At 27.0% G+C, this 14,068-nt stretch carries 14 protein-coding genes; all 14 read right to left on the minus strand.

Annotated elements, in window-relative coordinates; translation table 11 throughout:
* Positions 1–30 precede the first annotated feature (30 nt).
* The 14 genes from I1A51_RS05775 to I1A51_RS05840 all read right to left on the minus strand — a co-directional run bounded on the left by I1A51_RS05775 (position 31) and on the right by I1A51_RS05840 (position 14,065).
* Entirely contained in the window at positions 31–2,397 is a 2,367-nt protein-coding gene (locus tag I1A51_RS05775; protein WP_196891985.1) for a GumC family protein, read from the minus strand.
* Positions 2,398–2,404: 7 nt separating this feature from the next.
* The gene (locus I1A51_RS05780; RefSeq protein WP_231373969.1) at positions 2,405–3,088 is read right to left on the minus strand and encodes a polysaccharide biosynthesis/export family protein; all 684 of its coding nucleotides are present in this window, start codon (positions 3,086–3,088) and stop codon (positions 2,405–2,407) included.
* Positions 3,089–3,296: 208 nt separating this feature from the next.
* Positions 3,297–5,189 (minus strand): polysaccharide biosynthesis protein, encoded by a 1,893-nt coding sequence (locus I1A51_RS05785; RefSeq protein WP_196891989.1) that lies wholly within the window; start codon positions 5,187–5,189, stop codon positions 3,297–3,299.
* Positions 5,190–5,256: 67 nt separating this feature from the next.
* Positions 5,257–6,372 (minus strand): DegT/DnrJ/EryC1/StrS family aminotransferase, encoded by a 1,116-nt coding sequence (locus tag I1A51_RS05790; RefSeq protein WP_196891991.1) that lies wholly within the window; start codon positions 6,370–6,372, stop codon positions 5,257–5,259.
* Positions 6,373–6,378: 6 nt separating this feature from the next.
* Positions 6,379–7,029: an acetyltransferase gene (locus I1A51_RS05795; protein WP_196891993.1), complete on the minus strand. Its 651-nt coding sequence runs from the start codon at positions 7,027–7,029 to the stop codon at positions 6,379–6,381.
* Positions 7,022–7,663 (minus strand): MBL fold metallo-hydrolase, encoded by a 642-nt coding sequence (locus I1A51_RS05800; RefSeq protein ID WP_196891995.1) that lies wholly within the window; start codon positions 7,661–7,663, stop codon positions 7,022–7,024. The genes I1A51_RS05795 and I1A51_RS05800 overlap by 8 nt, the downstream gene beginning before the upstream one ends.
* Positions 7,641–8,360, minus strand: a complete 720-nt coding sequence (locus tag I1A51_RS05805) for an SDR family NAD(P)-dependent oxidoreductase (protein WP_196891997.1) — start codon at positions 8,358–8,360, stop codon at positions 7,641–7,643. Before I1A51_RS05805 ends, I1A51_RS05800 begins: the two co-directional genes overlap by 23 nt.
* The gene (locus I1A51_RS05810; RefSeq protein ID WP_196891999.1) at positions 8,361–8,573 is read right to left on the minus strand and encodes an acyl carrier protein; all 213 of its coding nucleotides are present in this window, start codon (positions 8,571–8,573) and stop codon (positions 8,361–8,363) included.
* Positions 8,574–8,575: 2 nt separating this feature from the next.
* Complete coding sequence (locus tag I1A51_RS05815) at positions 8,576–9,646, minus strand: 3-oxoacyl-ACP synthase III family protein (protein ID WP_196892001.1); 1,071 nt, start codon at positions 9,644–9,646, stop codon at positions 8,576–8,578.
* A gap of 9 nt (positions 9,647–9,655) precedes the next feature.
* Positions 9,656–9,886, minus strand: a complete 231-nt coding sequence (locus I1A51_RS05820; RefSeq protein WP_196892003.1) for an acyl carrier protein — start codon at positions 9,884–9,886, stop codon at positions 9,656–9,658.
* Positions 9,876–10,742: a formyltransferase family protein gene (locus I1A51_RS05825; protein WP_196892005.1), complete on the minus strand. Its 867-nt coding sequence runs from the start codon at positions 10,740–10,742 to the stop codon at positions 9,876–9,878. The genes I1A51_RS05820 and I1A51_RS05825 overlap by 11 nt, the downstream gene beginning before the upstream one ends.
* A gap of 7 nt (positions 10,743–10,749) precedes the next feature.
* The gene (locus I1A51_RS05830) at positions 10,750–12,267 is read right to left on the minus strand and encodes an amino acid adenylation domain-containing protein (protein WP_196892007.1); all 1,518 of its coding nucleotides are present in this window, start codon (positions 12,265–12,267) and stop codon (positions 10,750–10,752) included.
* An 11-nt stretch (positions 12,268–12,278) separates the two neighbouring features.
* Positions 12,279–12,881 carry a sugar transferase gene (locus I1A51_RS05835; RefSeq protein WP_196892009.1) on the minus strand — a complete coding sequence of 201 codons (603 nt, stop codon included), beginning with the start codon at positions 12,879–12,881 and terminating at the stop codon, positions 12,279–12,281.
* Positions 12,882–12,904: 23 nt separating this feature from the next.
* Complete coding sequence (locus I1A51_RS05840; RefSeq protein ID WP_196892011.1) at positions 12,905–14,065, minus strand: glycosyltransferase family 4 protein; 1,161 nt, start codon at positions 14,063–14,065, stop codon at positions 12,905–12,907.
* Between the last annotated feature and the right edge of the window lie 3 nt (positions 14,066–14,068).

A 14,068-nucleotide genomic window follows, 5' to 3' on the forward strand; every position in this document is an offset into this window, starting at 1 on the left:
TTGTTCTTTTATCTTTATTTTAACTTTTTATTATCTTTTAAATAGTTTCTGAAAAATATTCTTTTTCTCTTCTAAATGCACTCCATATCCATAGCCATAACCATAACCTTTTTTATAATCTGTACCATTTAGTACAACAGCCATATTTGGTAATTTTCTTTCTTTATATAAATTTTGAGGAATTTCCAGTAATTTTTTATCTAGAACTTCAGCTCTTACAACATATAAGAACATATCTGCATATTTACTAATTGCTAAAGTATCTGTTACTAAACTAACAGGAGCTGTATCAACAATCACATAATCATATTCTTCTTTTGCTGTTTCAAACATTTCTTTGATTCTTGAGCTTAAAAGAAGTTCCGCAGGATTTGGTGGAATAAAACCAGAAGGAAGTAAATATAAATTCTCTTTAGAAGGTGCTTTTACTATATATTCATCCAAACTTGTGTTTTTATCTTTTATAAAGCTAGTTACTCCTTTTCTTTCATCAGGAATATTTAAATATTGCATGATTTTCGGAGCTCTTAAATCCAATCCGATTAACAATACTTTTTTACCTGTATCTGATAAAGTCGAAGCTAAATGAATTGCTGTAAAAGATTTTCCTTCTTTACTTAAAGTAGATGTAGTAAAAATTGTTTTACAACCATTTTCTTGAATATTAGAAAGCATGAAATCTAAATTTGTACGTAATAATCTGAATGCTTCAGCAGTACTTGATCGATCTCTTTTATCTAATAAATATTTGTTATCACTATTATATTCTGGAATATCTCCTAAAAACGGTGCAGCTAAATTTTGAGTTACATCAGATTTATTATGCACTTTTGTATCTAATAAATTTCTACTATAAATAATTGCAATTGGAATTAATAGACCAAGTATAATTCCTGCTAAAAAAATGATATTTCTTTTTGGAGCAATTGGATTTTTTGGACTATAAGCTTTATCAATCACTTTAGAATTTGGTTCAATAATCGCTAATTTAATTGCATTCTCTTCTCTTTTTTCTAAAAGATAAAGGTATAATCGTTCTTTAATTTCTTGTGTACGTTTAATATCTCTAAATTCTCTTTCTTTCGAAGGTACAGAAGCAATTTTAGAATTGATTTTTCCTCTTTCTCTATCTAAAGCTTTTACTTGTAATTCTATAGAAATCTTTAAGTTTTTTAAACTATTAACTAGATTGATTTTCAATTCTTTTAATTCCTCAGAAACTTGAACAACAACTGGATTTAATTCTGTAGAACTTTTCAATAATCTATTTCTTTCTAAAACTAAAGAATTATATAATTCAATATTTTTATTAATAGAAAGATCATCTAGTCCTAAATTAGAAGGAAGTAATTCAAAGTTTTCTTTTAAATTCTCTAAATATTCTTCCATGTAAGTAATGATACTCAATTGTGTATTTACTTCAAGGTATTTCTCATCACTTACAGCAATTTTATCAACAAATTTTGTAGCTTCTGTCGCTAAATCAGTTAATCGATTTTGCTTTTTAAAATCCTCTTCATTAGAATCAACTTGAAATAAATCTTTAGAAATTAGACTAATTCTTGAATCAATAAATTTTGCTGTATTTTGAATAATCGCTGATTTATCTTCAACTGTATTTGCATTGTATATTTCAACTAATTTATTCAATAAAGCATTATTTCTAGCTCTATTTTCTCCTTTAATTTTAATTCCAATAACACTTGATTTTTTATCAACATTACCGATATTTATTTCTTTTATTAAGGAAGTAATTACATCATCAATTGGTTTTACTTCAACAGAAATAGAATTTTCCACAAAACAATCTATATCTTTTGTTGGTAAAATAATCATTTCAATCCCTTCAATTCTTATTTTTTCACCAAAATTGAAGTTATTTATAGGGTTTTGTTCATTATCTAATAATTCAAAAGATGTTTTAGTTTTAATATTAACAGTAAAATTTACCAGATTCTCTCTTGTTTTATTATCTACTGAAACAATATTAATCTCAAATGGTTTAACTTCATATAATAATTTAGATTTCAGAAAATTATTATCTCTATAAATCACATTATATTGAAGTTCATTTACAACTTGTCCTAAAAGTGTTCTTGATTTTAAAATTACTATTTCATTTTCAATATTTCTATCCTTATTAGATACAAAACCTAAATCATTAAACGCTTCTATTTCTGAAACATCTGATCCTTTAGAATCTTTTATCAAAATAGTCGTATTTGATTCATAAATAACTTTAGAGTATTTATAAATAACAAATGATAAAGTGACAAAAATTAAAACACTCAAAAGAATCCATTTCCAATAGGAGAAATATTTTAAAATTTCTTTTTTAATATCGACTTCTTTTCCTTCTTCTTGAAAAGAAAATTCATTTCCAAAATTCTGTTGCATAAGTTCGTTACCTTGTTAAAATCGCTATTAAAGAAATTAAAGTTGATAATAATGAAATTGTTACAGTAGTTGAAGGTCCAAAAGCTGATGAATTTTTCTTTGTTTGATTTGGTTCTACATAAACAACATCATTTTGTACTAAATAATAAGCTTCAGAATTAACAATTTCTTCAGAAGTTAAATCTAAACGAATAAATTTCTTTTCATTATTTAATTCTCTTACAACAAGTACATTTTTTCTTTTACCAGATATAAGCATATCTCCGGCATAACCTAAAGCTTCTAAAATAGTAATTCTTTCACTTGGAATTGTAAAAGTTCCAGGTGTTTTAACTTCTCCTAAAACTGTAACTTTAAAGTTTTGAATTCGAATATTTACAGTAGGATCTTTTATATATTTTTTTAATTTTCCTTGTAGTAAACTTACACTTTCTTCATTGGATAAACCTTCTAATTTAATTTTCCCAAGAACAGGAAAATCAATTGTTCCATCTTTATGAATTAAATATGTCTGTTGTCTTGGCAAAGCTGTGTTTGCTCCAGAAATACTATTATAAGAAGGTTCTGGTAAATTAAACGGTCTGACAGCTTCTTGATCTAAAGAAGAAACTGTAATTGTCAATATATCATCTACAACAAATTTAGTTTCAAAATTAATTTTTGATACTTCAACTGCATTATCACCTTGCATGTATATGATTTTTTTTCTTGAAACACAAGAGACCAATAGCAATGGTATGATTAATACAAACAAAACTCGCTCAATTCGGGGCTTTATTTTCATAATTTAAAATTTTTCGCGAATTTATAAAAAAATAAAGCCCTATAAAACTTTATTTCTTTATAAAAAACTCATTAATGATTGTTTTTTATAAAATAAGGGGGATTATTTTCTGAATTTATGCTTTCTCTAAATCTAATTTCTCATATCTTGAATTTTTAGAAATGTATTCTGGCACAATACTTTTCACTTTTCCAACGATTTCTTCTGGTTTATTTGGACACAGATCTTCACTCAATGATATAATCTTATTAAATTGATCTTCGATATTTATATCTTGTACTTTTGCAATCATAATTTTTTCATGATATGTAGGCATTGTATTTTCTTTGTTGCTCAACAATTCTTCATACAATTTTTCACCTGGTCTTAATCCGACAATTTCAATATCGATATCTTCTGGATATCGTAATCCAGATAAATGAATCATTTTAACTGCCATATCGAAAATTTTAACGGACTCTCCCATATCAAATACAAAAATTTCACCTCCTTTTCCCATTGAACCTGCTTCTAGTACAAGTTGGCATGCTTCAGGAATTGTCATGAAATACCTTGTAATCTCTTTATGTGTTAAAGTTAATGGACCTCCTTTTTCAATTTGTTTTTTAAATAATGGAATTACAGAACCATTAGAACCTAAAACATTTCCAAATCGTGTTGTGATAAATTTTGTTTTAGAAGTTCTACTCAAACAAGATGCATAAATTTCTGCAACTCGTTTTGTAGCTCCCATTACGTTAGTTGGATTTACAGCTTTATCTGTAGAAACCATCACAAATTTATCTACATTATATTCCACAGATAAATCCATTACATATTTAGAACCACAAACATTTACCAAAACTCCTTCATATGGATTTTCTTCCATAAAAGGCACGTGTTTATATGCAGCTGCATGAAAAACGATGTCTGGTCTATAGTTTTTAAATATTTGTTCAATTCTATTTTTGTTTCTTACATCCGAAACAATGGCCTGAAAATTCTTGGTATTTTCTTGTTTAAATTCTTGTTGTAAATCATATAATGCAGATTCTGCTTGATCAACAAGAATTAAATATTTGTATTCGTATTTTGTTAATTGACGTGAAATTTCACTTCCAATAGAACCAGCTGCACCTGTAATCATTATAACCTTTCCTTCCACTTCCTGAGAAATATTAGGATTGTTAATTTGAATTGGATTTCTATTTAAAATATCCTCAATTTTTACAGTTTTAATCTGTTTTGCTTGTAAATCGCCATTTGTCCAATTATCCACAGGTGGAACGATTTTTACATTTACACCAAGTTGTGAAAAATCATCTACAAATTCTAAAAGTTTTGCAGATTGAATATTTTGAATAGAAATAATGATTTCAGATATCTTATTTTTACATAAAAATTCTTCTGTAACTCTATCTTTTGAAATAATTGGAACAGATTCAATTTGTCTTCCAATTTTCTTCTTATTATCATCGATAAAAGCATGAACTTTCACTGCGTGTTTTGTATCTTTTAACAACGCATGTAATGTAATTAATCCAGAGTTTCCAGCTCCATAAATAATTACATTTTTATAATTTCTAACTTCTGATATTACTTTCGTATATAGAGCTTTAAATATAAATCTACTAGTTATCAAAATCACAACATTTGATAAATAATGGATAATAATTATAGATATTGAATTTGTAATCAGATGTAATCCAAGTGACTTTTGAATTCCAACGATTATTAATGATAAAGTTGCCAACAAACTAGCAGCTAAAAATACATTATTTGCATCTTTCACTCCAGTATGTCTAATTACACCTTTATAAGAACCTATAATCAAAAAACTTATAACTCCAATCGCACTAATATATGGGACTTCATACAAAAATTTTGTTTTATCAAAATTTAAGCTAAAATTGAATCTTAATATATATGCAAATAAATAGGTTTGTACTATTAACAATAAGTCAATTCCTAATACAACCCATCTGGATGCATATTTATGTGCGTTTTTTGAGAGTATCTTTAATATCATATTATTTCATTAATTATTAAATGACCATACTAATTCCTTTTTCTCTCTTTTTCGCAATATTTATTTTTTAGATATTTTCTTTTATAACTTTTACAATCAATTCTAAATCATCTATTTCCAGATTTGAACCACTTGGCAAACATAAACCTTTTTTAAATAAATCTTCAGAAACTCCATTTAAATATTTCTCTGAATTTATAAAAACAGGTTGCATGTGCATTGGTTTCCATAATGGTCTAGATTCGATATTTTTTGCTTCTAATGCTATTCTTATTTTCTCTCTAGTTTCAAAAGAATCTGTCAAAATACAAGACAGCCATCTATTTGAATACATTCCTTCTGGTTCTTTTAAAAATTTGATATTTTCAATTCCAGAAAGTTCCTTTTCATAAAAATCATGATTTCTTCTACGAAGCGAAATATGTTTGTCTAATATTTCCATTTGCCCTCTACCAATTCCAGCAGTGATATTGCTCATTCTATAATTATATCCAATTCTTGAATGTTGGTAATGTGGAGCTGCATCTCTAGCTTGAGTCGCTAAAAAAAGAGAATCTTGACAATATTCTTCTTTATTTGATACAATTGCTCCTCCTCCAGAAGTTGTAATTATTTTATTTCCGTTGAAAGAATAAATTCCAATGTCACCAATTGTACCCATTGCTTTTCCTTCATAAGTAGAACCTAATGCTTCGGCTGCATCTTCTAAAACAGGAATTTCATATTTTTTAGAAATTTCCATTATTTCATTCATTTTAGAAGGCATACCGTATAAATGTACAACGATGATTGCTTTTGGTTTAGTACCTTTTGCTATTCGATCTTTTATTGCAATCTCTAATTGTTTTGGACACATGTTCCAAGTATCTTCTTCACTATCAACAAAAATAGGTGTTGCATCTTGATAAATAATAGGATTAACAGTTGCAACAAAAGTAAATGTACTACATAAAACTTCATCTCCTTTCTTAACTCCAAGCTGAATTAATCCTAAGTGAATTGCAGCAGTTCCTGAAGTTAAAGCTGTACAGGAATTCACTCCTGTGTATTTTTTTAAATCTGCTTCAAACCCATTTACATTTGGTCCAAGTGGAGCAATCCAATTTTCTTCAAATGCCTGATTAATATAACTTTGCTCTGTTCCCCCCATATGTGGAGAAGACAACCATATTCTTTTGTTCATCAATTATTATTTTGGAATTGCAATTATTTTTTCTTTAAATCTATGAAAGACTGTACTTTCATCTTTAATATTCTTTTCGATAACCATATTTGGAGCAATAATATTATGATTACCAATTTTTACATTTGGTATCGTAGCTGCATTTATACTAAAAAAATTAGAATTTCCTACAATTGTATTACCTGAGAATCCGACATTTGGACAAATGACATTATAACTTCCAATTTGTGAATCATGACCTACAGAAACATTACTATTAAGTAAATTGAAATCTTCTAAAATTACATTAGGACCAATCACACAGTTTCTACATATCACATTCCCTTCACCAATAACAGCAGTTTTAAAAACAAAGGATGATTTATGAATAAAAGTAAAAAAATTAGCACCTTTACTTTTATAATGTTCTACCACTTTATTTTTTAATTCCACATTAGCAAAACCAATAATTACAGATATATTTTCCTCAGGCTCAAATTCAAACAAACCACCTAATATTGGGGTATTGTATTTATATTTATCTTCTTGTTCTACTTTATCAGCATAAAATCCTAAAATCTCAATTTTTTCTTCGCTTGTAAGATTATTATCCTCAATATATCCAACAATTTCAGCTGCATGAGCACCTGCTCCTAATATTATAACTTTATTACTCAACTTTTATATCTTTTAAAAAAAATTTATTTCCATGTCCAGGAAAAACAAGAACATCGGAACTAAATTTATTATCAATAATTTTTTTTTGGACTAAAGAAATTGATTTTTTCAATTCTAATTTATTTCCTCCAGGTAATTTGGTTGTCAAATATTCTTTGGCGATAATTGTATCTCCAGAAAAAAGCATATCATCAATGAAAATGCAAATACTCCCTTTAGAATGACCTGGTGTTGAAACTATGTTTATATAATTTTCTTCAGTTTCATTTATATGGTTAATTACGTGTGATTTAATATCTAAATTGTAGAAATAAGACAAATTCTTTTTAGAATTTGCCATACCTTCAATTGTAATTAGAGAACATAATGTTTTAAAATCATTCACATTTTTTAATAATTCATATCCAGCATGATGATCAAAATGTTCATGTGTAATGAAACAATATTTAATTATTTTATTATGAGTTTTTAACCAATCGATCAAAAAAGTACTCGTCCATTCACTTGGATCTATAATTATACATTGATTTGAATGAATGAATGATAAAATATAAGTATTAGAATTAAAATTATTTTTTGTTAATTTAAAGACTTTAATTTTATACTTTTCATTAAAGTGCACTTCCTCCACCATCTATTATAATATCTTGTCCAGTAATCCAATTACTTTTTTGCAATAGGTATGACACAAATTCTCCTATTTCTTCTGGCTCACCAATTCCTAAAGGTATATGTTTATTTATATCCTCGTAATTACTATTTAAAATTGACTTTGTTTTCTCTGTCATAATAGCTCCTAGAACCAAATTCACAACCTTAACTGGTTTTAATTCTATAGCTAAATTTTTAGTCAAACCAGATAATGATGCTTTTGCTGCTGCATAAACACTGTAACCTGATTTTCCTCTAATTGAAGAAATACTTGAAAAAAATATAATATTCTTTAGATTGCTTTTATACTTCTTTTTTGATAAAAGTGAAGAAATTTCAATTGCTGAAAAAACATTCACTTGAAATATATCATTTATATCTTCTTTTTTAAAAAGTCTCAATGGCTTTAAAGTAAAAAGTCCACCAATATGGATAAATGACTCTATAATTACTTCCTGATTTTTAATAAAACTTTCCAACGATTCTTTTATGTTTTCAGTTTTAAAATCACATACCCAAATTTTATGAGTAGAGCTATTGTTTAAGCTTTGAGAAAAAGATTTTAATTCTTCTTCTCTCCTACCAGAGAGTATTAAATTAAAACCTTCTTCTGAAAGTTTTTTAGCAACAGACTTTCCTATAGAAGAACTACAACCTGTTAATAAAATATAATTTGACATTTAAGATATTTTTACAAAATTACAAACATCTTCAATTGTCTTGAATTCTCTAATATCATCGTTAGTAACTGAAATGTTATAATCACTATCAATCATTGCTATTAAAGATAGACTAGTCAATGAATCCCATTCGTCAAAATCTTCTAAATTATCACTTAAATTTACACTTTCAACTTCTAAAATTTCAGATATTTTCTCTAAAAACTCTTCCATTATTATTCTTTATAATTAATTATTTCACAAAAATCTAATTTACCTAATTTGCATACAAGTAAACTCCAAGTTAATCCTACACCAAATCCTCCTAAACACACATCATAACTTTCATTTTTAATAGTACTACCTAGGTTATGACAAATATTTAAAGGAACTGTTATTCCACTTCCATTACCGTAAATTTCAGTTATGTTGTTAGGCATTTTTGACCTGTCAACACCCAATTTATCGGCTAACTTTTCAAGCATAAACTTATTAGGCTGATGAAAAAGATAATAATCCAAATTATCATCATTTATAGATAATTCATTATAAACTTGATTCATCATCTCAGGAACACGTGTCATTACAAAATTAAAGACATCATCTCCTTTCATTACTAAATTGTCTAGAGATCTATAGTTACCAGAAACATCTTCGTTCATTATAGCTGTATCAGGAGTTGAAGGCATTTTAAATCCTCCAGCTGGAATTTTTAAGCTTTCCGAACCTTTACCATCTGATTTCATGAAAAGTTCTATATTTTCATCATCATCTGATTTTTCCACAACTGTAATTGTAGCTCCATCACCAATTAATGGATGACTATTTCTATCTCTTTTTGAAACTTTCTTACTTAAAACATCTGCATTTAACAAAACAACCTTTGAAATTGCAGGTTGTTCTAACAGCATATATGCTTGCATTAAACCTACTTCATAACCAGCACAACCTTGATTAATATCCATACAAATTAAATCTTCTTTCAAATTTAATTTTCCAGAAATCACATTTGATGTCGCAGGCAAAAAGTAATCAGGACTCTGAGTAACTAAAATTAATGCGTCTATTTCATCTTTATTCAAATAATTATTTTCAAATAAATATTCTAATCCATGAACACATAAATCTGAAACTGTAGTACTTTCTGAAGCAATTCTTCTAGTACCATATCCCATTATTTTAGCAAGTTTTAACGATTGTTTTTCCGTAAAATTATATTCATTTATTCCATCTTTAAAATGAACTTCATTTTCTGGTAAAACACTTAAAACTCCTGTTATTTTTTTATTTTTAAAACTAAGTCTCATAATACAGAATTAACAGCTGCTTTCTTTAATTAAGTCTTCTATTGCCTGTAAACTATCGAAATTCTCAGGTAAAATTTTATCTCCTTGAATTGAAACACCTAATTCAGTTTCAATATCTGATACAATCGAAATAATATCAAATGAATCTAACATTCCACCTGAAATAAAATCTTCTTGTATTTCATTAAAATCAAACTCTGGTCTTGCTTCAATTAAAATTTTAATTATTTTATCTTTCATTACAATTGATTTCTATTTTTAAATTATTTTCTTTAATTATTACTTTATTACTAGATATTGAGATTTCCTTTTTCTGAATTGGGTCTTCTAATTTTAGAATTTTATAAGACTTTATTTCTTCAAACTCTCCATTGATTGACACTTTTGAACTTGGAAAAAAAGCAAAGAAAGAATAGTCCAAAGATCTTAAAAAAGCAGAAATTTTATCTATTGACCATTCCAAATCAAGAATTCCATTATTAGGCATTTTTTTTGAATAATATATTTTATCATTCAAAGGAAAAAGCTCTATTGGTGTAAATGATATTTTTTCAGAATTTAACAACTTTGGCAAAAGTTCTTTAAAACACTTTATTCCTAATACCATCAACTGATTAGTTAACTTTATTGCTGTAATTTTAGTATCTAATGGTATTTCTTTTTGAATTAAAATTCTACCATCATCAACTTTTTCATTAACCAAATGCCAAGTAATCCCAGTTTTCTTTTCCTCATTAAAAATCACCCAAGTTTGAGCATTTCGTCCTTTATAACTAGGCAATAAAGCATTGTGAAAATTAATAATTGTCAAATTTTCTTTATTGATGATTTTTTCTGTAAAAAGAAAATTATTATTCGCACTTATTATTAAAGTATTTTCTTCAATACTATTAAAATAAGTATCAATGTCTTTCTTAGAAGTCGAATCACAAACTATATATTCTTTTTTATCAGCATAAACTCTAAAAGAAGACAACGAATTATCTTCATAAAGTACTACACCAATAGTATTTTCAAATTTATTTTCTACTTCTTTCAAGCATTCTAATGCTATTTTACCAGCACCAATAATAATAATTTGTTTATAATAATTCATCTTATTTTTAAATTACTTCAACAATTTTTTTCCTATCAATCTTACCATTAGAATTATAAGGGAATGATTCCGTTTTAAACCATTTTGTAGGAATCATATATTTAGGTAAAAGACTTACTAACTTTTTACGAATTTCAATAAATTCTATCTCTCCAATATAATAAGCTTTGATTATTTTTCTTTCAGAATCATAGATAACACAAATGTTTTCAATTTCTTCTATTCCTAAAATTATATTTTCAATTTCTCCTAGTTCAATTCGGTATCCCATATGTTTGATTTGAGAATCTTTTCTTCCTACGAAAATAATTTCATCTCTTTCATTTACAAACACTAAATCACCAGTTCTGTAAATTATTTCTCTGTAATCGTTATTTACTGGATTTTGAACGAAAACACTTTCCGTTTTTTCAAAATCTTTATAATATCCAAACGCTAAAGAACTACCTTTCACACATAATTCTCCTATCTCCTCTGAAGCACATAATTCATCCTTTTCATTAAGTATTAACAAATCGGTATTTCTACATGCTTTCCCTATTGGTAAAGGCTCTTCATCTTTAAATTCTCTATCAACGATATAATAAGTACAATCTACAGTAATTTCTGTTGGACCATACAAATTAGAATATAAAGCATCTGGCTTTTCTTTTCTCCAATAATTTAAATGCTTATTTGGCATAACTTCCCCAGCAAATAAAATTTTGTGTAAAGAATCTACAGAATTATTTTCTAAAGCTTTTAAATTCGCAGCATTAACTAAAACAGATGGAACCCAAAAGACAAAAGTAATTTGTTTTTGATTAATATATTCTAAAAGTTTTACAGGAAACATATATTTTTCCTCAGGAACTATAATTAATTTTGCTCCCGTCGCCAGCATTAAATAAATATCTAGTGTAGAGTTATCAAAATAAAAAGGCGCTTGACTTCCTATGATTTCATTTTCATCAACAGAATAAACTTCCTTTGCCCATTCAATATAATCAATCACTCCTCTATGTGAAATCAAAACTCCTTTTGGAGTTCCAGTAGAACCTGATGTAAAAATGGAATAAACTGGGTCTAAATCAATTTTACTTTGAAGTTTATTTTCAATTATAGATTTTTCATTTTCATTACATGGATTCTCTGATAAATCTTCAATATAAATAAAACGACCTTCAAAACTAGTTTTACTTAATATCGATTCAAATTTCTTACTTGTAATAAGTATTTTAGAATCTAATTTTTCAAAAATCTTATCTAATCTTTGTATTGGAGATTTTACATCTAAAGGCACATAAAAATTACCACTTAAAACAACACCTATAAACGAAATAATCGTTTCTTTTTCTTTTGGTAAAAAAACAGGAATAGGTGAATTATTTAATTCTGGTTCAATTCTTAAAATATGATTAGCTAAATTATATGCATTAACTTCTAATTCTGAGAATGTTATTTGCCCATTTTTATCTTCAATTGCTATTTTTGAAGAATATTTTGTTGCTGTCTCTTTTAAATATTCAGTGATGTTAATTTTCATTTAATCAAATTTTAATTATTTCCATTAAAAGCTTCGGCAGTTACATTATTATTAGAACTAACTCCTTCAGATTTTAGTACTTTAAGTATTGTTTTTAAAATAATTTTACAATCCATCGCAAAGGTAAGATTTTGAACATACCAAACATCAAATTCAAATTTTTGTTGCCATGAAATTGCGTTTCTACCATTTATTTGCGCCCAACCTGTAATGCCAGGTCTTACTAAATGTCTTTTCTTTTGTTCTGTATTATAAAGAGGTAAATATTGTGGTAAAAGTGGTCTAGGTCCAATCAAACTCATATCACCTTTCATTACATTAATCAACTGTGGAATTTCATCTAAAGAAGTCTTTCTTACAAATTTCCCAACAGCAGTCAATCGTTCAGCATCTGATAATAAGTTTCCTTGCGCATCTTTTTTATCATTCATTGTTTTAAATTTGATGATATTAAAAATACGCTCATTTTTTCCTGGTCTTGCTTGAAAGAAAAATGGTTTTCCACTATTTGCAATTGCAAGAAAAATAGTAACTAAAATAAAAATTGGACTTAAAATCAAAAATCCAATAAAAGCTACTATAAAATCGATAACTGGTTTAAAAATTTTATACATCTATAATTCAATTAATAGTATTATTATCTAAGATTTTTTATAAGTAATTGATACTCTTCCAATAAAGCTTTCCAAACTAATTCTTGTTGATATCTGTCCTGTATCATCAATCTAGCATTTTGTTTTAGTTGATCTCTCAAATTATTATTTTGAGCCATTTCTAACATCGCTTTATACAGTTGATCTTCATCTTTAGGAGGAATAATAATTCCATTTTTATTGTTAATGATAATTTCATTACAACCGTTTATATCTGAAACAATACTAGGTAACTCCATTGCACCTGCTTGTAACACAACATTTGGAAAACCTTCTCTATAACTTGGAAAAGCTAATACATCTGAAATCGCAAAGTAAGGACGAACATCTTTCTGAAAACCAACCCATTTTATATTTGGGTGTGATTCGATATGTTTTTCTGTCTCTTGATTTAAAGGATCTAAGTCTTTTTCAAGAGGCCCTACTAAAAGAAGTTTTGTCAATGGATTTTCTTCATTCAACTTGATAAAAGATGCAACTAATTCATTAACACCTTTATCTTTAACCATTCTTCCTACAAAAACAAATGTTATATTTTCTTCACTTATACCTAAAGATTTCTTTAAGGATTTTTGTTCTTCTAAGGATATATTATCTTTTGAAAAATGTTTAATATTTATACCATTTGAACTACCATTTGCAAGAACTTTTAATTTATTAGAAGTTGTAAATTTTTCTTCTAAAATTATATCTTTCATTACAAAAGAATTTGGATATATCTTAGTCGCACATGCATAAGTCATTTTTTCAACAGAACTCAACAATTTTCGTTTAAATCCAGTCGCTTCCAAAAGAGGTAATCCAGCAATTGTATGCATTCTCACGGGAACTCCAGCTAATTTTGCTGCTAACATACCAACTGTTCCTGCTTTAGGCGTATGAGTATGAACAATTTCTGGTTTTTCTTTTTTTAAAATTTTATATAAATTATATAATGCTTTTAAATCTTTAACTGGTGTAATTTTTCTAGTGAATTCAGTTGCATAAGTTTTGATATTCTCTTTCTCTCCCAACAAATCCAATTTGTTATTTTCGTTTGAAGATACTGCTACCATTTCATAAAATTCACTCATATATCCTAACTGGCCTTCTAATAATTTTGCCATCGATTCAGGAATAGTTGTTATTCGAACTATTTTTTTCATAGA

The sequence above is a fragment of the Aureivirga marina genome, from assembly GCF_015767265.1.
Lineage (GTDB): Bacteria > Bacteroidota > Bacteroidia > Flavobacteriales > Flavobacteriaceae > Aureivirga > Aureivirga marina.